Origin of the sequence: Alteromonas halophila (genome assembly GCF_014651815.1) — a bacterium.
GTDB lineage: Bacteria > Pseudomonadota > Gammaproteobacteria > Enterobacterales > Alteromonadaceae > Alteromonas > Alteromonas halophila.
On sequence record NZ_BMXP01000001.1, the window covers coordinates 412,196 to 435,011 of the forward strand.

24 protein-coding genes and 3 tRNA genes are annotated in these 22,816 nt (G+C 50.4%); 19 read left to right on the forward strand and 8 right to left on the reverse strand.

Annotation, left to right across the window (positions count from 1 at the left end; translation table 11 throughout):
- The first annotated feature begins 2 nt into the window (after positions 1–2).
- The 5 genes from tolB to IE054_RS01900 all read left to right on the forward strand — a co-directional run bounded on the left by tolB (position 3) and on the right by IE054_RS01900 (position 3,197).
- Entirely contained in the window at positions 3–1,358 is a 1,356-nt protein-coding gene (gene tolB / locus IE054_RS01880) for a Tol-Pal system beta propeller repeat protein TolB (protein WP_189403385.1), read from the forward strand.
- Between the two features lie 42 nt (positions 1,359–1,400).
- Positions 1,401–1,967: a peptidoglycan-associated lipoprotein Pal gene (gene pal / locus IE054_RS01885; RefSeq protein ID WP_189403386.1), complete on the forward strand. Its 567-nt coding sequence runs from the start codon at positions 1,401–1,403 to the stop codon at positions 1,965–1,967.
- A gap of 14 nt (positions 1,968–1,981) precedes the next feature.
- Positions 1,982–2,758 (forward strand): tol-pal system protein YbgF, encoded by a 777-nt coding sequence (gene ybgF, locus IE054_RS01890; RefSeq protein ID WP_189403387.1) that lies wholly within the window; start codon positions 1,982–1,984, stop codon positions 2,756–2,758.
- 259 nt (positions 2,759–3,017) lie between these two features.
- Positions 3,018–3,093: transfer RNA gene (locus IE054_RS01895), tRNA-Lys, on the forward strand.
- A 28-nt stretch (positions 3,094–3,121) separates the two neighbouring features.
- Positions 3,122–3,197: transfer RNA gene (locus tag IE054_RS01900), tRNA-Lys, on the forward strand.
- A 19-nt stretch (positions 3,198–3,216) separates the two neighbouring features.
- Here the strand turns inward: IE054_RS01900 and IE054_RS01905 are convergent.
- A complete protein-coding gene (locus IE054_RS01905) occupies positions 3,217–3,387 on the reverse strand; it encodes a hypothetical protein (RefSeq protein ID WP_189403388.1) in 171 nt (56 codons plus the stop codon).
- Between the two features lie 270 nt (positions 3,388–3,657).
- Here IE054_RS01905 and nadA point away from each other — a divergent pair, with 270 nt between their 5' ends.
- The 4 genes from nadA (at position 3,658) to IE054_RS01925 (ending at position 5,907) form a co-directional block, all read left to right on the forward strand.
- On the forward strand, positions 3,658–4,719 hold the full coding sequence (nadA, locus tag IE054_RS01910) for a quinolinate synthase NadA (RefSeq protein ID WP_189403389.1): 1,062 nt from the start codon (positions 3,658–3,660) through the stop codon (positions 4,717–4,719).
- Positions 4,720–4,819: 100 nt separating this feature from the next.
- Positions 4,820–4,910: transfer RNA gene (locus IE054_RS01915), tRNA-Ser, on the forward strand.
- Between the two features lie 297 nt (positions 4,911–5,207).
- Complete coding sequence (locus tag IE054_RS01920; RefSeq protein ID WP_189403390.1) at positions 5,208–5,546, forward strand: DUF6694 family lipoprotein; 339 nt, start codon at positions 5,208–5,210, stop codon at positions 5,544–5,546.
- 124 nt (positions 5,547–5,670) lie between these two features.
- Positions 5,671–5,907 carry a hypothetical protein gene (locus IE054_RS01925; protein ID WP_189403391.1) on the forward strand — a complete coding sequence of 79 codons (237 nt, stop codon included), beginning with the start codon at positions 5,671–5,673 and terminating at the stop codon, positions 5,905–5,907.
- Between the two features lie 41 nt (positions 5,908–5,948).
- On the opposite strand, the gene IE054_RS01930 is transcribed toward IE054_RS01925, so the two are convergent.
- The gene (locus tag IE054_RS01930) at positions 5,949–6,440 is read right to left on the reverse strand and encodes a DUF2938 domain-containing protein (RefSeq protein WP_189403392.1); all 492 of its coding nucleotides are present in this window, start codon (positions 6,438–6,440) and stop codon (positions 5,949–5,951) included.
- Positions 6,441–6,517: 77 nt separating this feature from the next.
- On the opposite strand from IE054_RS01930, the gene IE054_RS01935 reads away from it, so the two are divergent.
- The 6 genes from IE054_RS01935 to IE054_RS01965 all read left to right on the forward strand — a co-directional run bounded on the left by IE054_RS01935 (position 6,518) and on the right by IE054_RS01965 (position 10,187).
- A complete protein-coding gene (locus IE054_RS01935) occupies positions 6,518–6,973 on the forward strand; it encodes a helix-turn-helix domain-containing protein (RefSeq protein WP_189403393.1) in 456 nt (151 codons plus the stop codon).
- Between the two features lie 837 nt (positions 6,974–7,810).
- Complete coding sequence (locus tag IE054_RS01945; RefSeq protein WP_189403395.1) at positions 7,811–8,002, forward strand: hypothetical protein; 192 nt, start codon at positions 7,811–7,813, stop codon at positions 8,000–8,002.
- A 95-nt stretch (positions 8,003–8,097) separates the two neighbouring features.
- Positions 8,098–8,469: a hypothetical protein gene (locus IE054_RS01950; protein ID WP_189403396.1), complete on the forward strand. Its 372-nt coding sequence runs from the start codon at positions 8,098–8,100 to the stop codon at positions 8,467–8,469.
- A gap of 299 nt (positions 8,470–8,768) precedes the next feature.
- On the forward strand, positions 8,769–9,077 hold the full coding sequence (locus IE054_RS01955; protein ID WP_189403397.1) for a hypothetical protein: 309 nt from the start codon (positions 8,769–8,771) through the stop codon (positions 9,075–9,077).
- Positions 9,078–9,126: 49 nt separating this feature from the next.
- The gene (locus IE054_RS01960) at positions 9,127–9,378 is read left to right on the forward strand and encodes a hypothetical protein (RefSeq protein WP_189403398.1); all 252 of its coding nucleotides are present in this window, start codon (positions 9,127–9,129) and stop codon (positions 9,376–9,378) included.
- A gap of 239 nt (positions 9,379–9,617) precedes the next feature.
- The gene (locus tag IE054_RS01965) at positions 9,618–10,187 is read left to right on the forward strand and encodes a hypothetical protein (protein ID WP_189403399.1); all 570 of its coding nucleotides are present in this window, start codon (positions 9,618–9,620) and stop codon (positions 10,185–10,187) included.
- A gap of 56 nt (positions 10,188–10,243) precedes the next feature.
- Here IE054_RS01965 and IE054_RS01970 read toward each other — a convergent pair whose 3' ends face one another.
- Both IE054_RS01970 and IE054_RS01975 read right to left on the reverse strand, forming a co-directional pair.
- Entirely contained in the window at positions 10,244–11,245 is a 1,002-nt protein-coding gene (locus tag IE054_RS01970) for a hypothetical protein (RefSeq protein ID WP_229804969.1), read from the reverse strand.
- Positions 11,246–11,502: 257 nt separating this feature from the next.
- Positions 11,503–13,401, reverse strand: coding sequence for an extracellular catalytic domain type 1 short-chain-length polyhydroxyalkanoate depolymerase (locus IE054_RS01975; RefSeq protein ID WP_189403400.1), 1,899 nt, complete (start codon positions 13,399–13,401; stop codon positions 11,503–11,505).
- A 307-nt stretch (positions 13,402–13,708) separates the two neighbouring features.
- On the opposite strand from IE054_RS01975, the gene IE054_RS01980 reads away from it, so the two are divergent.
- On the forward strand, positions 13,709–14,440 hold the full coding sequence (locus IE054_RS01980; protein WP_189403401.1) for a glutaredoxin family protein: 732 nt from the start codon (positions 13,709–13,711) through the stop codon (positions 14,438–14,440).
- A gap of 165 nt (positions 14,441–14,605) precedes the next feature.
- Here IE054_RS01980 and IE054_RS01985 read toward each other — a convergent pair whose 3' ends face one another.
- Positions 14,606–15,610, reverse strand: coding sequence for an alpha/beta fold hydrolase (locus tag IE054_RS01985; RefSeq protein ID WP_189403402.1), 1,005 nt, complete (start codon positions 15,608–15,610; stop codon positions 14,606–14,608).
- Between the two features lie 140 nt (positions 15,611–15,750).
- Here IE054_RS01985 and IE054_RS01990 point away from each other — a divergent pair, with 140 nt between their 5' ends.
- Both IE054_RS01990 and IE054_RS01995 read left to right on the forward strand, forming a co-directional pair.
- Positions 15,751–16,761 carry a zinc-dependent alcohol dehydrogenase family protein gene (locus IE054_RS01990; protein WP_189403403.1) on the forward strand — a complete coding sequence of 337 codons (1,011 nt, stop codon included), beginning with the start codon at positions 15,751–15,753 and terminating at the stop codon, positions 16,759–16,761.
- Between the two features lie 81 nt (positions 16,762–16,842).
- Positions 16,843–17,268, forward strand: a complete 426-nt coding sequence (locus IE054_RS01995) for a CBS domain-containing protein (RefSeq protein ID WP_189403404.1) — start codon at positions 16,843–16,845, stop codon at positions 17,266–17,268.
- 27 nt (positions 17,269–17,295) lie between these two features.
- Here IE054_RS01995 and IE054_RS02000 read toward each other — a convergent pair whose 3' ends face one another.
- Both IE054_RS02000 and IE054_RS02005 read right to left on the reverse strand, forming a co-directional pair.
- The gene (locus IE054_RS02000; protein ID WP_189403405.1) at positions 17,296–20,334 is read right to left on the reverse strand and encodes an efflux RND transporter permease subunit; all 3,039 of its coding nucleotides are present in this window, start codon (positions 20,332–20,334) and stop codon (positions 17,296–17,298) included.
- Positions 20,335–20,337: 3 nt separating this feature from the next.
- Positions 20,338–21,411, reverse strand: a complete 1,074-nt coding sequence (locus IE054_RS02005) for an efflux RND transporter periplasmic adaptor subunit (RefSeq protein WP_189403406.1) — start codon at positions 21,409–21,411, stop codon at positions 20,338–20,340.
- A gap of 162 nt (positions 21,412–21,573) precedes the next feature.
- Here IE054_RS02005 and IE054_RS02010 point away from each other — a divergent pair, with 162 nt between their 5' ends.
- Positions 21,574–22,185, forward strand: coding sequence for a TetR/AcrR family transcriptional regulator (locus IE054_RS02010; protein WP_189403407.1), 612 nt, complete (start codon positions 21,574–21,576; stop codon positions 22,183–22,185).
- Here the strand turns inward: IE054_RS02010 and IE054_RS02015 are convergent.
- Complete coding sequence (locus IE054_RS02015) at positions 22,182–22,673, reverse strand: GNAT family N-acetyltransferase (RefSeq protein ID WP_189403408.1); 492 nt, start codon at positions 22,671–22,673, stop codon at positions 22,182–22,184. The genes IE054_RS02010 and IE054_RS02015 overlap by 4 nt on opposite strands.
- Positions 22,674–22,816: the final 143 nt, after the last annotated feature.

Genomic DNA, 22,816 nt, shown 5'->3' on the forward strand with positions numbered 1-22,816 from the left:
TAATGAGAAAAGTTGGGATATGGATCGGCATGCTGGCCCTGATGGTCAGCGCCAGAGCGTTTGCAACTCTGGAAATCGTGATCACCGAAGGGGTGGACTCCGCACGTCCCATTGGCATCGTGCCATTTAAGTGGAAGGGTGATGGCTCGATGCCAGGGGAGCTGTCAAAAGTGATCCGTGCAGACCTGATGCGCAGCGGTAAGTTTAACCCTATCGATCCGAAGGATATGCCGCAATACCCTGAGTCTGATCAGGATATTAATTATTCAGCCTGGGCCAGCACCGGCGCAGATACGGTGCTGGTTGGCAGTATAGAGAAGGAATCAGTTGACCGTTACCGCGTTACCTATGAGCTGATTGACGTGCTGAAAGGGCAGATGACTGACGGTAATTCACAAGTATTGAAAGACGGGAAGCTGGTCGAAGGCAAAGCCCATATTATTGCATCACGTCAGGCGGTGATTAACGGCAGTGACTTTCGTCAGTACGCGCACCGTATCAGTGATGTGGTGTATGAGAAGCTGACTGGCGTTCGGGGCGCGTTTTTAACGCGTATCGCCTATGTCATCGTCAGAGATCGTGAAACCAGCGACTTACCCTATCAACTGGTGATTGCAGACTACGATGGCGAGAACGAAACGCGGTTACTGTCGTCACCCGAACCACTGATGTCGCCGTCCTGGTCACCGGACGGGGAGAAGCTGGCTTACGTCAGTTTTGAAAATCGTCGCCCGCAGATCTATATTCAGGACATCTATACCATGGAACGGACCAAAATCACTGATTTTCCTGGTATAAATGGAAGTCCGGTTTTCTCACCTGACGGTGAGCAACTGGCTATGGTATTGTCGAAGGACGGCAATCCGGAAATTTATGTTATGGATCTGGCGACTAAAAGTATACGCCGGGTCACCCGTAACCGGGCGATTGACACCGAGCCTGCATGGGCGCCGGACGGCAAGAGTCTCATATTTAGCTCGGAACGGGGTGGTAAACCACAGATTTATAGCGTAAATTTAGCATCAGGGAAAGTGAGACGTGTCACCTTTGTCGGTGAGCAGAACCTGGGCGGTACGATTACACCAGACGGCGAACAAGTAGTACTGGTTAACCGTACCAATGGTAACTATCATATTGCCAAGCAAGGACTGGATGATGGATCACCACAGGTACTGACCAGAACCTATCTGGACGAGTCGCCTAGTGTGGCGCCGAATGGAAGCATGATAATTTATAGCACTTTACACGGAGACACGCAGGTATTGTCCCTTGTGTCTCTGGACGGGCGTTTTAAGGCCAGGTTACCAGCAGCCAACGGACAAGTGAAGTCGCCGAGTTGGTCACCATTTTTGTTTTAATAAAACCAAAATATTGATAAATAAAATATAAGGATTAAGAGGATGCAAATGAATAAAGTAATGAAAAGTTTCATTATCGCCTTGCCAGTGGTGACTATGATGGCCTGTTCGTCAGGACCCAGTGAAGAGGAGCTTGCTGCAGAACGTAACCGCATGGCGCAGGAACAGGCGGAAGCTGAACGTGAAGCGCAGCGCGCCGAAGAGCAGCGTGTAAAAGCAGAAAAAGCGCAGCGTATGAAGCGTCAGGAAGAAATGGTCGCTCAGGAAAAAGAAGCCCTGCAAAACGAACAAACCGTTTACTTTGACTTTGACCGCTCGAGCATCAAGCCAGAATTCCAGACGCTGCTGGACAAGCATGCAGAGTTTTTGGTGAAAAACCCAGACCAGGATGTGGTCATCCAGGGTCACACAGACAGCCGTGGTACACCAGAGTACAACATTGCGCTGGGTGAGCGCCGTGCACAATCAGTAGAAACGTATCTGCTGAATGCTGGCGTAAGCAGCAGCCAGATCTCTGTCGTATCGTACGGTGAAGAAAAACCAGCCGTGATGGGCTCAACGGAATACGCCTTTGCGCAAAACCGTCGCGGAGTCGTCGTTTATCAATAATGGCTGATAGCAAAATGCGAAAACGCACACAGGTCGCGGCAGCCGTCGCGACCCTTGTTGTTTCTGCCGGTGTACTTGCACAGGCACCGGTTTACGACGTTAACGGCAGCTCAAACCTGGAACAGCGGGTTGAGGTGCTTGAGCGGATGGTGAAAAGTCGCACCGAAATGCAGCATCGGTTACAGGAGCAGCTTGATACGCTGCAAATGGAGATCGATCAATTGCGGGGTGCGGTTGAAGTTAACACCAATGAACTTGAAAAAGTGCTTGAGCGTCAGCGTGAACTTTATCTTGAAATCGATAAACGCGTTGAAGCGCTGAAGCAAGGTGGTTTTACGCAATCGACATCATCGTCAGGCAGCGGTAATTCAGTATCTCAGCCGGCAAATACAGGTAATACCTCCTCCGGCAGTAACCTGGACGAAGGCGAAGCTTACGATAACGCTGTTAACCTGATCCTGAAGTCACGCGAATATGACAAAGCTATTCCTGCCTTTCAGTCGTTTCTTGACCGTTTTCCTGACAGTGAGTACGCACCTAATGCGCACTACTGGTTAGGTCAACTGTTGTTTAACAAGCAACAGTGGCAGGAGGCAAAAGCACAGTTCAACGTTGTGGTAGCGCGCTTTACCGACTCCAGCAAGCGGCCTGATGCGTTGCTTAAGCTTGGTGTGATTGAAGCCAGACAAGGGAACAGTGCAGCAGCCCGCTCGCAATTTCAGAAAGTCATTTCCGAATACCCGGATTCCTCCGCCAGTCGGTTGGCAGAATCCAAACTTAACGGTCAGTAAAATAAAAAACCTCTCAAACCGAGAGGTTTTTTTATTCAGTAACCCGCCAGCGTCACAGTGATCGAAAGGAACCGATAAACGTAAAATCTGTAAGCAAAATGTTGCCTCGTAGAGCACTTTGATTTAATTTTGAGCGTTTAACCCCTTTTTGACATAAAAGTGAAAATAAAACGCCATTTTGGGTTGCACGCGCCGAGGATATCAGTATTATATGCCGCCGTTGCCACGGGACATGTGGCACAGCAAAAACGTGACGTAAGGGTCGTTAGCTCAGTTGGTAGAGCAGTTGACTTTTAATCAATTGGTCGCTGGTTCGAATCCAGCACGACCCACCACTTACACCACGTTTCACCAATGTTGAATGGGTCGTTAGCTCAGTTGGTAGAGCAGTTGACTTTTAATCAATTGGTCGCTGGTTCGAATCCAGCACGACCCACCATTCAACATACTCTTCCACGCTATATCCCAGTTAATAAAACCAATGATGCCCGCGCAGGATGCGAACCAGCGAAGCTGTTCGACAACACCGCGAAGCGGTTTTGAACGCGCTTTAGCGCGGCCCGCAGGGCGAAGTCACCGAAGGTGACGAAGTAATCCAGCACGACCCACCATTCAACACATTCTTCCATGCTATATCCCAGTTAATAAAACAAATGATGCCCGCGCAGGATGCGGAGTAAGCGAAGCTGTTCGACAACACCGCGGCGTTACACATATCACTGCCTGCATCATTGTCTGACTGCCTGATCTCCTGCTTAACCTCATAGGTACAAATACTGTGCTAAGTCCGGCGCCAGCGGACTTTAAATTCGTTTTATGGTTACTATATTTGAAGTATGTAATTTTTATGACAGGGGGGGTATAATCCCGCTCCTGTTAAGGTTGTGTAGGTTTTATTGATGTCTGTAGCGTTACGAGTGGATCAAATTGATTATCCGTTCCCGGCTAAACCAGAGCCTCTTTCTGATGCGCGTAGAAGCGAGCTGAAAGCGGAAATTAAAGGGCTGTTAAAAGCGCGCAATGCAGTAATGGTTGCGCACTACTATACCGATCCCGAGATTCAGGCGCTGGCTGAAGAAACGGGTGGCTGTGTTGCCGACTCTCTGGAGATGGCGCGTTTTGGGCGTGACGCTGAAGAGCAGACGCTGATTGTTGCCGGTGTGCGTTTCATGGGCGAGACAGCAAAAATTCTTAGCCCGGAAAAAAACGTGCTGATGCCAACGCTGGAAGCCACCTGCTCACTGGATTTAGGCTGTCCGGCCGATAAGTTCAGTGCGTTCTGCGATCAGCACCCGGACCACACAGTTGTGGTGTATGCCAATACATCAGCAGCAGTGAAAGCGCGTGCCGACTGGGTGGTGACATCCAGTATTGCTCTGGAAATCGTGGAGCACCTGGACGAGCAGGGTAAGAAGATCATCTGGGGGCCTGATCGTCATCTGGGGGCTTATATTGCCAAACAAACCGGTGCTGACATGCTGATGTGGCAGGGTGAGTGTATTGTTCACGATGAATTTTCTGCACAGAAACTCAAAGACATGAAAGCGCTGTACCCTGATGCCGCAATTCTTGTGCATCCTGAGTCACCCGCCAGCGTTGTAGACATGGCCGATGCAGTAGGCTCAACCAGCCAGCTGATCAAAGCATCGCAGAGAATGGACAACGACACCTTTATCGTGGCAACAGATAAAGGCATCTTTTATAAGATGCAGCAACTGACGCCGAACAAGACATTTATAGAAGCGCCCACGGGCGGTAACGGTGCAACCTGTAAAAGCTGCGCACACTGCCCCTGGATGGCAATGAACGGCCTGGAGGCCATTAAGAGCGCGTTGACTGACAATGCCAGTGATCACGCTATACATGTTGACGATGCGCTGCGTGAGCAGGCTTTGGTGCCACTTGATCGCATGCTGGCATTTTCAGCAAAGCTGAAACAAAAGCAGACAGCTACCGCTTAATAAATCAGCAATTAACGGCTTTTTTACGCTTACTTCTTGATTAAGCGCGCGGCATTCCCTACTATACGCGCGCTCAGGGCATTTGCCTGGCACAAAATTCGGAGAGATGGCTGAGTGGCTGAAGGCGCACGCCTGGAAAGTGTGTATACGTTTGTAGCGTATCGAGGGTTCGAATCCCTCTCTCTCCGCCAGATATAAGAAAACCGCCCGTGAGGCGGTTTTTTTAGCCCCCATAAGCCCGATGTTCGTAACGTTTCCGGGTAGCCTGATAACGGCTTGTGCATTTTCGCATGAAATACCCCACATCAATATAACAGGCCTTTTGGTGTTTTGATTTCACGATCAAAGTATGCAACCGTGCAGTTGGTTTTTTGTTTCTGCACGTGTCGCGTAATCTGGCTGTATTAAATACGCGATGTATCCCAAGCCGGGCAGGGCAAACATACCGTTTAGGGAGCTATGAAACTGTTATATTTAAAAGGATGTTTATGAAAACGTTATTTTTAGTACTCACTCTACTATTAACTATTGGTTGCACCAGTGTTCCGGATACGTTTGTATTTAACGGTGACAGCAGGCAGTCGATTCAAAATGATATCAAGTATATTCTTAAAAAATTGCCCAGGAGTGAGAAGCAAGAATTTGTAGTGGCGTTAGTAGCCATACAGTTTTCTGATGTTAATAGTGTTTACGATATGGTGGGCGACCCGGCAATGTCAGGTATAAACTTCGATATACTAAGCAAAAAACTCGATGGTTTAACTTATGCTGAAGTGCTCGAGCTGGCGTCTGCATCGAAAAACAAAGTGAAAATTTATAAAAACTAAATGTAACAAACCGAGTCAGCGTGACTCAGACTTCCACCCGGTCACAGGGGCGCATATACAGGCCAGCTGCGCGGTTGCTGCATTGTGCCTGTGCCCCTTATTTAACAATCACAGAATCTGTAAAATGAAATGGATTTATCTCCTCACGCTCGTCGTTTCTATGAATGCACATGCGATAGTGAAAAGGCATGATGTCCCCGAGCATGCGTATCTGAATACAGCGGCTAACGACAATTCAACGGTTAGCTTTTACGGTATGTATCAGGGAAAGGAGATTGTAGAGGGCATGGGAGCGTTTGTTGCCAGCGACCGTATTTCAAAAAGTCAGCTCAATGCGGATTTATGCAGTGCACTGCAATAATCCGCCGACTGACTTTTTCTACTCATTATTAAGTACAGTATTTAAATTGGGTAAACACATCTTACGGCTATAGCTGATAGAAAAAGGCCAGCGCCGAATACGGCATGATTAATAATGCTTTGCAGCCTGACAGAGTTAGGACTGGGTGTTCGTGATGCGGCAAAACCAGCCCCCATTCCTGGTTGCAGTATAAAAAACGGAGCGACAACAGTGGCAATGCCCACGGCGAGTGCCGGGCCAATCGAAGGGGTTAGTATCCACGCCTTTCCGCAGATGGCTATTAATAACGCTGCGTAGGCTATACCTATTAAATAATGAGCCGCCCATCCAATAAGTTGTTCGCCGCGAACAGGTTTCGACTCGGCAATCGCGGTATGACGAAACTTCCCTTGTCCTAGGTAAGCTATCCAGCGCCCAACCATCCTCCAGTTCGTTGGCGCTATGTTAAGCAAGTATTTCCTCAGCAAAGACCACATGTCCATCACTGCGGTTGCGCCAATGCCGATGAATATTACTATAATTATGCTGTCCACGGGTTCTCCATTGCTGGTATTGATTTGTGTGTAATGCTAGTGTGCAACTTCAAGTGGACTTTAAGTCAATAGGTGTTATGGATATTTCTCAGGTTGTTAAACAATCTGGCGTTCCTGCTTCAACTCTGCGCTTCTATGAGGAAAAAGGATTAATCCGCTCTATTGGTCGGCAAGGAATACGCCGGGTGTTTGGCGCGGGTATCATGGAGCGCCTTGAGTTGATTGCTTTGGGCCGCGTAGCAGGGTTTTCGCTAGAAGAAATTGCAGGCATACTGGGCTCTGAAGACAACCCTGATATTGACAGGCAATTGTTGCTGAAAAAAGCCACTGAACTGGACAACACGATTCAAAAGTTAGCGGCAATGCGAGATGGTCTTGAGCATGCCGCTGCTTGTAAAGCCCCTAGTCACTTAGAGTGCCCGAGGTTTCGACGACTAATGAGCCTGGCCGCAAAAGGCGGGCTTAAAGGTGAAGCGTCAGATGGAATCAAAAAGCAGAGAGCTAACAAGCCGTTACGCCGGACAAACCGGTAAGCGTGGTGGTACTCTGACATTCACAATTATATAAAAAGGATTTTTATGAAACTCTACCCCTATCAGACAATACAGACTGTAAACCTTCCGACGCTTTTGTTTGCAGCCAGAGCTATTGGTATTTTCGCTTACATATTTTCTCTTTTAACTGTTCTTCTGTGGGGCGCTGCTTTTGCGGTCGAACCTGGGATCCGAGAAACGTGTATATTTGTAAGTTTAGGTACATTTTTGGCCACTATTTGCTTCCTGGCTATTAGCGGCTTATGTGCAGCCGTTGTTTCTTGCGAACAAAAGTATACTCAAGGCGACCAGGCTACAGGCTAAGCCGGGTCAGCGGAACACAAACACGTTGGTGCTTTGTGATTATCGTCGGGCTGTTTGCGTCCTGTAGCTGGAAACGGTGTGCTATATTTGAACTGGCATGCTGGTGTGCTTAATTTCGTTTTTTGACATGGAGGTGGTATGGAAGAAGTCGCTGGAAGTTTGGGCAGAGGCCTGTGGTCAGTACTGAGATGGTTAGTACTTGTGGTATTGTTCGAAATCGCGTTCTATTGGTGTGGTTATGGGATAATTAAGCTGGCCACGTTCGGAAAACATCCGATAAATAAGCAGGCAAACATAAACCTTTGCACAGCAGCCGGTTTTGTATTTACGTGCACCTTACTCTTATTAGTGGCGTATTTTTTGTAGGGTGACCCATAACCATAAGCCAGTATCATTAGTTTCGACCGCTAAGGTGTACTGGAACACAAAGACGATCGCGGCCTGGTGGTTGTTAAATGACTTCGCCGCCTCACTCAGAGTAAAAGCCATTACAGAAAAGGAAATAGAGGCAGCATGCAACGGATTGTTGAGTTTAGAAAGCTGAATTTCTGGTCAGGCAAACCTGGCGTTGAAGCATTAAATAAGAAAATTTCAGAACTGAACAAAGATGGCTGGTACGTTCAGTCTGTGGTACCGAATACCACCTTTTTTGGAGTGATATCATCGTATACTTTGTTACTTCAATTAACAGAGCAGGATGGCTGACGCAAAACGCTTTGATGGGGGCATAAGCCGAAAACCGCTCTACCGGACAAAATATAACATCGCTTTTAGTCCGTACACTAAAATCAGGCAGACCAATGAATACATTGACGATTGCTGAGCTTCTAGAGCTTATTCGCGTGAACGAAGAGGCCATGGTCACCCAGTTCGAGACGTGGCTCACAATCACGTTTGCTACCATTGTTGCTATGTTCGCCGGGAGCAATCTTTTAACCAGGCTGATGAGGTGGTTAGTAACCCTGCTTTATTTGCTCGCATCGCTCTCAGTAATGGCTCTGAGCATCTATTTTGCAGAAAGCAATGCACAGTTAACTCAGCAGCTTGAATCTCGTGGGGTGACAGTTGTCGCTCCGGTATTTGCGGCATCGGTGTTTTTCGTGTTGTTCATAGCGGGCGTATTAACGACGGTCTATTTTATCCACATGAAACCCGAAAGGCAGCCTGCCTGACGTGCAGTTGAATTCGCAAATATCATTCGTTTGTACGTGCCACTCAACACATTGCCTAAACCCTACTGAAAGCGCAATAAGCTTGCCTCACAAGATGGCAGCAGGTCAGTTATGTGACTGCAAAAGTTAGCCTGACTGGCGCGTGACTGAATCTTTTTTCAGGCGAAAGACAATTCCGCTGATTATACTTGTTTTCGTTCCTGCCCGGGTATCATGGGGCCGGTTTGTGCTTTTTACCTTTACGCGGGCGCTGGCTGGCAGCGTCGAGCTCATTTCTGTTTTGCCAACGGGAGGATCCTATGACGGTATTAAACGACCAGAGCCTGAGTATGCTGGCCATGTACGCGTTGACGGCTATATTGCTCGTTGCACTAATCATGTCTGCCATTGCTGCCGTGTTTGCGTTTAAATACGCGCCGGAGTCGACGGCAGCGTCGCTTCTGACATTTTTCAGTGGCGGCACTGCGTTAAAAATTCTCACCGTGTTTGCGGTATTGATCACCGCCACCTATCTGGCCCTTGCGAATCAGCTGACTGAGGCCGCTATTGCGCTGCTTAGTTCCGTGGCAGGCTATGTGTTAGGCTCAATCCGGGCGGAACCAAAGTGAGAAACGCTGAGTCATAGTGTTTAATTGAACGCAAAGTAAAAGGATGTTTATGAAATATAAAGGGATTGCAGCAGTATCGCTGGTGGTGATGGTTGGGTGTTTTAGTGGTTGTGCCAGTACAACGCGCGATGTGGTTATCAATGTGGCAGAGGGAGCGGAGCGCAACATGGAACGTCGCCAGGCAGAGCGTGTCAGAAACATGAGGTTGCCACACAAAGACGTCCATATGAACAGTGAAGATGTTTCCGCTGGAGTAATCAACGGCTTGTTCAACAGCCTGTTTACCTTTGATGAGGTCTAACTGACCGCAGGGCACAGTGACGCTGTTGCGAAAAGGCGGGGACGGAGGCATGACCAGAGCATGATCCTTCTTCCGGTGCTGGCAGCTTTTTCGTTTATCAGCTACATATAATGAAGGCGTTTAACACAAAGGTTTGTCTGATGGCCCTGTGTCAGCAGACCGGGTTCGCCGTATGCTCACCGCAGCCTTAAAAGACGTGCCTGGATTGGCTAGTCACTATAAATCATGATGGAGTATGTATGTTATTACTGGACAAAATAATTGATGCCCTGTCCGATCTGGTTGTTACCCTTCCTAAAGCTCAGCAGTACAATAGACAGGAACTTGTCGACTTTACTGTGTCGGTACAGGCCGAAATAGAGAGAGCCATTGAGCTGGCCATTCTGTATATTGATGGTACCAAACGCATTGGCAGCGAGCAGGAGCTGATTTTGCACTTGCAGGGGGCTTCCAGCGGTCTGATGAATGTGTATAACGAATTTAAAGTGTGTGTCGGGTTGTCCGGGCTGGCTGACCGCTTTGAACAGATTTTCTCATCGACGCATGACGCAGCCATTGTTGGCGAAGTGAAGGAAGTCAATGCGCTTTTTCGCGACTTAGCCAATGGCGAAAGCCTGGTTATAGACGGGTTGCGAGGCATTAACAAAAAAATGTATGCCTATGGCTGCGAACTCAGTGTACTTTCTGATGAGGCGTTTGCGGCCAAGCGCACTGAAGTGGTCGAGCGACTGGAGCTTGAGGTACAGAGCATGCGGGCACAGTTAAATGTTTTTCGTACTTCCCTTCAGGATATACTGCCACTGATGTGAATGGCGGGCGGCCCTGTGATGAGCAGCCCGCAAGTGTATTATCTCGACGTTAATGATCAGGCCTTGATAATCGGTAACTTAACCTGAATATGCGCTGGGACGAGTTTCAGAACCTGTCTGCGACAGCCATGCCAGAATGCCGACAACAGCAGCAATGCTGAGCCAATACACAGGCCCGTGACGGCAAAGCTATACGTGACCATACCGTAGGTTTCCATCAGTGAAGAAAAGGTATAAATCACATAGACCAGCGCCGACACCATGATGGCGCGCCGATCCACGGCAATCGATATCACACCCAGTAATATGTACAGCGCCAGGACGATAAGTGAAATCATCAGGCCATTATTGCCACCCAGTACGCCCAGGCTGCTAAAAATAGGGTGCACAATCATTGGGGCGGAAATAAGGTGTAACCAGAACGCGATGTCGGAAGAACGGGTTTGTCGCTTGGTGTCCTTGCTGTCCCAGTACATCGCCAGACCAAATATAAGCAGACCAAATACCAGCACCACAGCGTCGATATAAAAGACGGCAGGCTTAAAAAAGTAAACCATTGATGCGACACAGCCCGCTGTCAGGGTCGCGGCGCCGGCAGCAATAGTGATGGGAACACGAAAGCGCATCCAGTGCGCAACAGCGCCCACGGTTGTAAGCAGCCCTGCAATCATAAAGGCAGACCCCTGTACATCCGCATTAAACAGAACAGGGATGGTGAAAAGCCCGCCTAAAAAGGCGAGTAATAGGGCAATGGCAGGCAGGGCCATACGCTGTCTTCTGACGAAAAACTCAGCCAGACCCCAGGCGCCAGCTGCCACCGCAACACCTGCAAGCATGGGGGAGAGCGAATGGCCTAGCCAGGCCAGTGAGCCAAGCAGCAAAGCGCTTGCGATAACAACGAAAATATCATTAAAGCCGTTAATCAGCCTGAAGTTTTCTTCATCAACAGCGTGACTGTTGCGTACCTGACTAATGTGTCGTCGAAAGTCATCCACAGCCTGCTGACTGAAAATATTGTGTTTAACTGCCTGTGTTAAATCTTCATCGGTGTACATCATGGTTTCCTTTCTTATTCTGTTGTAGCGGTTTTGCAATTTAAAAGCCAGATTAAACGCGCTTTAAAATCAACAGGTTGCAATTTTGTCAGGCAAAACGTGGTGAAATAGACTAAATGAAAATACGCATATCGGCCACATTATGGTGGCGCTGAGCAGGTTGCAAAAGGACAGGTTTGGGCAGTCAGTGACGGTAGCGCCCCTTTTCGATTACGACATCAACGAACAGGGGCGCCTTTTTGTTTTTCGTTTTTTATGGGCTAAGGGCAACTCCCATTCACCCATATTTCGCCATCGACAGACGATAAGGTACTGTTGCCCCATGTTGAACCGCTAAGCGCATCATCTGAGCCAGCGGCAAAGTAATCAGGCGCATAGTAGTAGCCTGTGCTGTAGGCCCGCCCGGCAACTTTGTGATAGTAATTGGCGGTGGTGTAGCTGGCACAGGTATCGCTATCGCCATCATCGCCACTATCACCATTGTCTGAGCCGGTACTGCCGCTGCAGTTCTGGACCGGGCCCGCGCAGCTGTTGTCATCGTCCTGCCACTGACACTGGCCACCACTCACTGAGATTTCATCTAGCCTGAATGGGTTACTGCTGTACTCCAGGTAACAGTTTGAATAATTGGTATAGTCCAGCCGTCCCGCACTGATATGCGCATCCAGACTGGCCGTGATGCCAGCATCCACGTCAAAAGTAAGTGTTTCCGAGGCCGACAGGTCAGTTGTATCTGTCGCAGTCACCGTGACGCTTTGCTGGCCGCCGGGCAGATCACAGGCAGAGGCCGTAAACAGTGTTCCATTCAGGGTTGCCTGTACAGGTCCGTTGCTGAAGGTTGCACTTACCGACTCCAGGTTCTGATTAACATCGATCACTTCGCCGTTTACCTCAGCGCACTGGGCGTTGACGACTACCTGAACGTTATTAAGGTCAGGAGCGGTATCCGGTGGTGGCGGACCGACCCGCACCGAGTCAGATATTGGTGCGGATATGGCCCCCTCGTCATCTGTGGCGGTTACGTTGATGAAATACAGTGCATCCGGAAGCGTGGCTGAGGTAATGCTAAACTGTTGGTTACTCACAGACTGGGTTTGGTACTGATAAAGGTTATCAGCATCATCCCGAAACTGCACAAACACCGTGTCTACGGTACCATCGCTGTCGCTAACATCACCACTCACGGTTATCTGATCGGTTGCAACACTCACGGAAAGGTTCGATACCACAGGGGCTTCATTGCGGCTGACGCGGGCATTATTATTCGAGAAATACTCGCCAAGGTACATGGCATAGTTAATCCCACTGCCATTGATATATGAGCCGGACGCCCCCTGACCGCCAGACCAGGCATGATCGACACCATTTAACCACAGCATCGACACACGGTTGTCGTCCCACAGATATTCATCCGCAGTCCGTGAGCCACTACCGATGACATTGCTGCCAGCTTGCTCACTGACACCATAGACAGCAGCCATCCCCTCAGCATTCTGTCGGTTATAGCACTGATCAACCGTCGTATCTGCATCCCCATGTGCAAGTGAGGCAACCTGCGTATCGAAATAGCTGCTGTAGCTACCCGCATACTGCTGGCAGCGCTGCGCTACGTTAGCGTACTCGCAACTGCCAATGGCACCTGAAGAACTGGTGCCAATGCTGGGGCCGGCGCTTATCCCCATACCGGCAAAGACATCAGGCGCCAGGCACGCGGTGGTATTGGCAAACGCCGCGCCCGACGACAAACCAGCAATATACACCTGATCAGCATCAATATTGTAATTGCTATCGGCACTCAGGTTGTTTGCCAGCGTAATCAGGTTCTGATAATCCCCGGCCGAGCGGGATTTTGCGCCCTGCCAGTATGACCAGCAGCTAAACCCGGCTTTATTCATTGCGTCGGGAACGGCCACAACCATACCGTAAGCTTCTGCGGCGTCCTCAAGGTTGGCGCTTAAGTAAGCGTCGATAGACTGTGTACAGCCATGCAGTACCACCAGCAACGCGCGACCGCTGCCGACCGGTGACTGTCCGTCGGGCGTGTAAATGTGTACGTTATTGAAGCCGCCGACAGACTGATTGTTCTGCCAGCTTCCGGCGTGACCAGACGGGGATGCACAAAGGCATGCAAGTGTCAGCAGTGGATAAAGCCATCTCATTTCGCACTCTCTTTTGTTTAAAAAATGTAAATTAAGTGTTGTATTTGTGAGCAGGTATGGCTTTAGTACTTTCGTACAGTAACCGCTTCAGTCGCAGTTATACCAATACTCTGAGCGTAACCTCCGACCAGTACAGGCGGCAGACAGGTGCAGGGCAGGCATACAACTTGAATAAGATGAGTGAGCCCAATAAGAAAAGGGATAAACAACCAATTCACGGTTCCAGCACGTATGTCTTTCATACAGTTCGCAGGTGCCTGTAAGAACTACAGACTTGCGCAAACCATTTTTAAAAAGGAGAGCAAGCATGAGTAAGACAGCCATACTCTACCGGATGCAGACCGACAGCCATATTTGCCCGTTTGGGTTGCGCTCCAGAGATCTGCTTAAAAGAAAAGGATTTAAGGTTGATGACCGGCCGTTAACGTCACGGCAGGAAACCGATGCGTTTAAAGAAAAATACGATGTAAAAACCACGCCGCAAACGTTTATCGATGATAAACGTATTGGGGGGTATGATGAATTACGGGACTATTTTGGTAAGGGAGCAGCAGGGCAGACAGGAACCACCTACACGCCGGTGATCGCGATTTTTGCGGTGGCGGCGCTGCTGACGGTGGCGCTGCAGTTTGCTGTTTCAGGCAGCTACCTTTCCGTACGCTCCCTGCTGCTGTTTATCGCATTTTCTATGACTCTGCTGGCGGTACAAAAGCTAAAAGATTTATTTAGCTTTACCAACTCATTTATTACTTACGATCTGCTGGCCATGCGCTGGATAAAGTATGGGTATGTCTATCCGTTTGCCGAAGCCTATGCAGGTATTGGCATGGTGGCGCAGCTTCCGGCACTGACGGTTGCACCGGTATCGCTGTTTATTGGCATTGTTGGTGCAGTCTCGGTATTTAAAGCCGTATATATAGACAAACGGGAGCTTACCTGCGCCTGCGTAGGCGGCGACAGCAATGTGCCGCTTGGTTTTGTGTCGCTGTCAGAGAACCTGTTTATGATCGCAGGTGGCCTTATCATGCTGCTGATGTGAACTAGCGCGAGACGCAGCCTGTTAAAACCGGGCCGCTATGGTAAGCGTTGCGGCCAGCTTGCTCGTGACTGGACACCCACTCACCGGCGACCACCGCTGCGCCACGCGACAATTCGCCTCTGAGCGCTGGCGGTAACGCCGGTCAGGCATGTCACTGCAGGCTGCTCATTCTTCTGCTGGCTTATCTGTGAGAGCCGTCATAAACACCGGCATAAAGCGCGAGAAATCTTCAATAAAAGGCAGATGGCCCAGATCGTCCAGTTCATGCACATTTATTGCAGCATTGCGCTGTTTAACCCGTTCGCCCAGTTTGTCGTATTCTCCCAGCGTGTAGGTCACGCCCTCTTTCTTCCAGTTGCGGCCAGGTCCGGTGGTGTCCCGGGTGCCTAAAATAAGACTGACGGGCATGCTCAGCGCATCAAATTCGTCGATTACCGGCTGCGTGAATATCATGTCGTAGGTGAGGGCGCTCACGCGGGCAAGGAGAGGCCAGTCATCGCCCTTTACCCATCCCTGAAGCGGCGCGGCAAGCGCCTGATAGGTGTCGTTCCAGTTGCCTGCATAGTAATTTTTTCGCTGATAATCAGCAATGGCCTGAGGCGTTTTCTTACGTTCATTCTCGTAGAAAAACTGCACGTCCTTGTACTTTACATAGTGCAGGTAATTCTCCAGACCAATGGGGTTCACAAGAACAAGTTTTGAGACGGTATCGGGATACAGCAGGGCGAAGCGGCTGGCCAGCATACCGCCCATAGAGTGACCCACTAACAAGGTTTTGCTGATATCCAGTGTGCGCAGTAACTGCTTTGTGTGACTGGCCAGTGCCGCGAACGAGTACTGATAATCAACCGGTTTGGAAGATTTTCCAAAGCCAATCTGATCCGGCATCAGCACGCCGTACCCGCGTTGGTGAAGTTGCGAGGCAATACGCTCGAAGTAGGCGCCGTTAAAGTTTTTACCATGCAGCAGAGTGATCACCGGTTTTGCGTCTTCAGGGGGGAGAAACATGTAATTCATGGTGAGCTGTTGCCCTTGTGATGAAAACTGCATCGCGTCCACTTCAAAGGGATACGCATACCCGGATAATCGTTTGTCAAACGCCGGCACAGTGCTATTGGCGTGCACCGCAGAAATAAAGCAGGCAACGCACAGAGTGAGTAAGTAACGCATATAAAAAACCAGTATCATGTCAGAGGTATATACTTGTACTGCGTACAGGCTGGCTGGTTCAGCGCAGACAGTGTTTGTTATCTTGGGCAAAAAGTGCCGTTGAGTCGTATGGTTAGGAACATTCTTCACGGAGTACAGTTATGAAACAGATGATTATTGACGGTGGTAATGAGGGGCTCGACCGGCTGACACTAAAAGATGTCAACGAGCCTGGTGGTGTTGGTCCCGGCCAGATAAAGGTACGCATTCATGCCAGCTCGCTCAACTTTCATGATTACAGTGTTGCTAAAGGTGTCATTCCTACCGAAGCCGGGCGCATTCCGTTGTCAGACGGCGCGGGTGTTGTGGTTGAAGTTGGGGAGGGCGTGACTGTCTTTAGTGAGGGGGACCACGTAGTGTCTGGCTTTTTCCCTGACTGGCAACGTGGCGCGCCGACCATCGGTGACTTTAGCCGGACGCCCGGCGATGGTATTGACGGGTATGCCAGAGAAAGCGTGATTACGCCGGCGAGTTATTTCACCAAAGCGCCTGAAGGCTGGAGCCATGAAGAAAGTGCCACAATTACCACGGCCGGTCTGACTGCCTGGCGGGCGCTGATTGTGGAAGGCGGACTGAAAGCCGGGGACACGGTGCTGTTACTGGGCACCGGTGGGGTCTCTATTTATGCGCTACAGATCGCCAAGGCCATGGGCGCAATCGTGGCCATCACTTCTTCGAGTGATGAAAAGCTGGAAAAAGCAAAAGCGCTGGGTGCAGACTTTACGGTTAATTACAAAACCGATCCAGACTGGGGTAAAGCAGTGTCCAACTGGACCGGCGGACACGGCGTTGACCATGTTGTCGAGGTCGGCGGGCCGGCAACGCTGGCACAATCGATCAAAGCGTGCCGGGTGGGAGGCAGCATTGTCTTAATTGGTGTCCTCACTGGTATTGACGGAAACATTCCCACGGCCACCATGATGCGTAAGCAAATTCGTCTGACGGGTATCATTGTTGGTAGCCATGAAGAGCAGACCGATTTTGTCAAAGCGCTGGAATCAACGGGCATTAAGCCGGTTATCGATACCCAGTTTCCGCTGGAGCGTCTGGCTGATGCGTTCCGGTTTGAAGAGTCAGGTAAGCATTTCGGAAAAATATGTATTACGTTTTAGATTGTCTGCCGCCGCACAAAGCCGTCAGGTGTGTATACTCTGTTAAATGTGTGAGGTGTATGCAAAAGCAGGTAGGGCTTTATGGCCGTAAGTAACATTATGACCACGCGGGTGGTCACCGTTCATCTTGACGACTCGCTGGCCACCATTCAGGCACTGTTTGAAGAGACAGGCTTTCATCACCTGGTTGTGGTCGATGGTCAGCGTGTGGAGGGTGTCATTTCTGATCGCGATCTGCTCAAAGCATTAAGCCCGTTTATTGATACCATCAGCGAACGGGCACGTGACAGAGCCACCCTGGAGAGAAAAGCCCACCAGATCATGACCCGTGAGGTTATTACGCTTGAGCCTGCCGATACCATTGTCAGCGCGGTGGCGTTGTTTAACCGTCATGGCATATCCTGTATCCCGGTGGTGGATCCCCGGCGTCAGTTACAAGGGATCCTTTCCTGGCGGGACATTATGCGCTATGTCGAGACACTGGTCAGTCGTAAAAAGCAGGCATAGGCAAACTGCCTGTGCCTGCAACTGATATTACTTTCTGAAGCTAACACGAAACAGCAGACTGTAAAGCACAGGCACGGCGATTAGCGTCAGCAGCGTGGCGAAGGCCAGTCCGCCCATGATGGTTACTGCCATATCCGCAAAGAAGGCATCGAACAGCAGTGGTGCCATCCCTAAAATCGTGGTAATCGCTGCCAGCGCAACCGGACGCACCCGGATTAGCGTGGCATCAACAATGGCATCACGAATAGTTGCGCCTTCCTCAATTTGTAAGTCGATTTCCTCAATCAGTACAATGGCGTTTTTAATCAGCATACCAAACAGACTTAAAAAACCCAGCAGCGACATAAAGCCAAAAGGCATATCGGTTGCCAGCAGACCGCTGACCACCCCGACTACGGCCATCGGCACAACCAGCCAGATGATCAAGGGTTGCCGCACATGACCAAACAGCAGCACAGAAATTATGAACATCACCAGAAAACCGGCAGGCAGGCCTTTACCTAACGCTTGCTGCGCATCGCCGGAGCTCTCGAATTCACCGCCCCAGGCCAGTGAATAGCCGGGTGGCAGTGGGATACTTTCGATAGCCGGCCGAATACGCGCCAGCGCGTCGGCGGCTGTTTCATCCATGGCGGGCTCGGCTTCTACGGTCAGTGTGCGAACCCGGTCAAGGCGGTGAATACGCAGTTCTTCTGCCTGCATTTCCAACCCATCAGTTATCTGCGCAAACGGCACGTAGCGGCGTTGCTGCGAACTCCATACCTGACTATTGCGAAGGGCTGAGACATCTGACGCGTCCGGTGCTCCCATTTTCGCCAGAATGCTGTAGGCATAGTCGCCGTCCTGCACTTTACCTAACTCCAGACCACTGCTGGCATATTGCACGGCCTGACTGAAATCATTATGCGAGACACCGGCGATCCCGGCATTGTAGTCATCATAATGCGTATTAATGGCGAAGCCTTTTTCCCGCCAGTTATGACGAATGTCACGGATATCACCGTCATCAATCAGACGTTTGATGGCTTTGTCGCCCAATGCTCTTAAAACGCTGGCATCCGGGCCTGAAAAACGGGCCTCGAGCTTAGCCCCCGAGGCGGGACCGAATTGCATGCGCTGAATATAGAAACTGCCATCCAGATCAACGCCGGGTAGCTGAGGGGAAAGGGCATCAATAATACCTGGGATCTGCGCTTTATCATCAGCCCGGACCATAAAGAACGTATAGTTTTCATTGGCACTTTTAGGTCCGTATGTCAGGGTGAAACGCTCCGCGCCCTGGCCAACAATGGTGGTCACTGTACTGACATTCTCTGTTGCCAGTATCAGTGATTCTGCGGCTTTCGCTTTTTCTTCGGTGGCGCGGATATCTCTGTCCTGCGGTCCCCAATAATGCACAAAGAAGAGCGGGGCATTCGACGGAGGAAAAAAGCCCTGCTTGACCATACCAAAGCTGGCGTAGGCGAGTATTGTAATAGCCACCAGTGCGGCGATAGTCAGCCAGCGCAGTTGCAACGCGTTAAGCAGGACACGTCTGAACCGGCCAAGACCAGCAGCATCATCTGAATCTGAGGCACCTTCACTGGCGTGGCGATAAAAGTAGGCACCCAGTACCGGCACGAGCGTAACCGCCAGCACCCAGCTCAGTAACAGCGACACCATAACCACTGCGAACAGGGAGTACAGGAACTCGCCAGTGGCATCATCCGACAGACCGATGCCGGAAAAGGCTGCAATACCAATGATGGTGGCGCCCAGCAGGGGCCATTGCGTGCGTTTTACAATAAAGCTGGCGGCGTCCCGGGCGCTAAAGCCCTTCGCCATGCGCAGCATCATCCCTTCGGCAACCACAATAGCATTATCAACCAGCATGCCCATCGCAATGACCATGGCTCCCAGCGAAATGCGTTGCAGCTGAATATCCATCAGCCACATAATAAGAATTGTGCCCATGACGGTAACCAGCAGTACCGTGCCGACTACGACACCTGAACGCCAGCCCATAAACAGACAGAGTGTCAGGGTAACGACCAGTACCGACATCACCAGATTACTGATAAATCCGTCGACAGATTCATCGACAACTGAGGCCTGATCATAGACAGGGGTCAGGGTTATCCCTACTGGCAACTGGGCCAGCAAGGTGTCTATCTTGCGATTAACGCGGTTACCTACATCCACGATATTGACATCGGAGATAGCAGAAACCGCCAGAGTGACGGCATCATGGCCGTTATGACGAATTTCAACCGGCTGAATATCGGCGGGTTCGCGCTTGAGGGTGGCAATATCACCGACCCGCAATGAACGATTGGTCCCGGGTAACACGACAGACAGATTAGCAAGCTCTTCCAGGCGGTCGGGTGGGCGCTCGACGATCAGACGTACATTTTTCTCATCGACTTTGACTCTGCCACCATTGAACGGGCGTAGGTTGTCTTTGAACAGGGCGGCCAGATCGGGAAACGAGATCCCCAGGCCAGCCAGTTGGTACGGGTCGATATAGGCAACGATCTGCTCTTTCTGTACGCCCGTTACATTTACCTTGGCGACACCGTCAGTAGTGAGCAGTTCGCGGCGGATGATGCGGGCAAATTCGCGCAGTTCACGGGGCGAAAAGTCCGGGGCGCTCAGGGCATAATACAGGCCATATACATCACCGAAGTCGTCGTACACGCGCGGTGCGCCGGCGCCAAGCGGCAGGCCAGCGCGGGCATCTCGAAGCCGCTTGCGTAGCTCATCCCAAATCTGTGGTAACTGGTTGCTGTCAAAATGGCGTTTCACTTCTACAGTGATTTCAGAACGGCCAGGTGACGAGATGGATTTTAACTCATACAACTGCGACATCTGCTGAATGGCAATTTCCAGCGGCTCAGTGATTTCTCGCTCGACCTTTTGCGCTCCGGCACCAGGAAACGAGGTGATCACTTTAACCTGCTTGATGGTAAAGGCCGGATCTTCCAGGCGGCCAATATTGTTCATAGCAATCAGGCCGCCCAGCAGCAGGATGAGTACCAGCAGCCAGACATTAACGGGTTTATTCAATGAGTAACGGGCAATATCCATAGCTTACTGCTCCGGTTTGTAGGGTCGCACCGTCATACTGGCTGTAACCTGGGTTGCGCCAGCCGCGACCACCTGATCGCCGGTTGCAAGAGAGCCGGAGATGACCGCAAATTCATCTTCAAAATGTGCGACCTGAACGGCCACTTTGGTTACCGCGTGCGTATCGGCGTCATAGTGCCAGACGTAAAAGCCGTCGTCTTTACTGCCGACCAGGGCCTTTACGGTGACAACCCGGCCGTCAGGGTAGGGCGTACCGCCCATGCCAATTCTAACCACGGCGCGCGCGCCTGGGGGAATTTCAACATTCTTTGGAGGCTGCATGGCAAACACGGCTTCATAGGTCTGCGACACAGGATCAGGCTGTGTGCTGTGTTCAACGTAATGCACCGGGAACCAGGTATCCTGCGCAGTCAGCAATGCGGCTTCGGCGTGATCAATGCCACGCCCGATATTGGCGGTAAGCAGACGCTCCGGCACATTAATGTTGAAATAAATCTTTGAAACATCCTGCAGCCGGGCAATTGGCGTGCCGGCTGTCACAAAGCTGTTATTCTCAACCAGTCGCTGCGATATTTTGGCGTCAAAGGGAGCATAAAGCTGGGTGTAGCTTAAGTCCTGCTGGGCGTTCTTCAAATCGATATCGGCCAGTTCAAAACTGGTTTTGGCGGTATCCAGCATACTTTGCGAGACCAGATCCTTATCATACATTTTTTCAATACGGGTAAGCTCCCGCTCGGCCTGATCGCGACGGGTCTGCTGCTCTTCAACCCGGCGCTTAAACGGCTGCTGATCAATAGTGGCAAGCAGGTGCCCTTTTTTAACATCGCTGCCGGTGACCAGATCGGTCTGAACAAGTCGTCCCGATACTTCAAAACTCACATCAACTGTTTTAACCGGGGATACCACCGCCGGAAACGAAAACTCATCTAAGGCAGGCACATCCCTGACCGCGGCAAGTTTCACATAGCGAACAGTTGCGGCATCGCTATTCTCTGGTGCGGGATCACTGCAGGCCGAGATAAGCATACTGCCAAACAGCAGTACAACAAAAGCCTGGAATTTAAAGCGCGTTGGCATCGTGAGTCTTCCTCAGGTGGGGGGAGCAAAACACCCGTTTAAAAATAAAAAGTAAGAAGTAAAAAGTAAGAAGTAAACTAGTGAGTGCATTTTAGTGCTCATCGATTGTAAAGTAAACTGAAGAGTGTAATATGCCGCTATGGCTTTTTATACGTTGATACTATGACCGCAGAAGTGCGCACCCGCAGTGACAGGAAGCGGGATGCTATCATTCAGGCTGCCAAGCAGGCCTTTCAGCAATACGGTGTGAATGGTACCAGTATGGATACACTGGCCGAATTAGCCAATGTGTCCAAGCGTACGGTGTATAACCACTTTAGTGCTAAAGAAGAGCTGGTTATGCACCTGATTAAAGAGCTATGGCACAAAACCATGGCCAGTATTGCGCTAAGTTACGACGCCAGACTACCTTTGCAGAGTCAGTTGGAGAGCCTGCTGCTGGCAGAAGTGGAACTGATTTCCGGCGATGAATACCTGGAACTCGCGCGGGTCGCGTTTGGTTACTTTTTCTATAACCCGGAAAAACTTAAGGAAGAGGTGGCGAACCTGTCCGCCCAGGAAACCGTGCTTCACCGCTGGCTAGTGGCGGCCCGCGCCGATGGCCGGCTGGCGTTTGATAATTTAGATTATGTGGTGAAAGAGTTGTCCTGTCTGCTCAAGGGGCACTGTTTCTGGCCGCAGTTACTTAAAATTGAACCGCCGCTGGATGCAGCGCAACGCCGCACGATTGCGACGCGCACTACCGCACTGTTTCTCAGTCATTACGCAATTTAAAGCTCAGCGGAAGCGAAATCATGCAGCGCATTACCGTCTAGCCGGTAGCCAAGCCACTCGCGTTTGGCTTTCGCGCCCAGTGATTCGTAAAACTCAATGGCCGGTGTATTCCAGTCCAGCACACTCCATTCGAAGCGGCCACACCCTTTTTCTACTGCCAGCCTGGCCAGATGCTGGAGAAGGGCTTTACCGGCACCGATGCCGCGGTATTCCGGTGAAACGAAAAGATCTTCCAGGTATAATCCGTTTTGTCCCTGCCAGGTTGAATAATTAAAGAAGTACACAGCAAACCCAACCGGCTTACCTTCCGATTCGCAAATGAGCGCGTGTGCCGTTGCCCCCACATCAAACAGGGTCTTCTGAATATCTTCAGGTGTTGCCTCAACTTCTTCCTCTGCTTTTTCATAAATCGCAAGATCTTTAATAAACGAAAGGATCAATGAAACATCACGTGGTTCCGCGTTTCTGATAGTCAATGGTGAAGCCATTTATACCTCTTATTAAATTGAAAGCACTATACTTCATTGTGAGCGTCCGGTTTCCCCTCTTCAGGCAAGAGGTGACGCTGGCTAATGCGCCGTGATTTCAGCGCCAATACCTTCTTTACGTAGTTGTGGCACTTATGGACTTT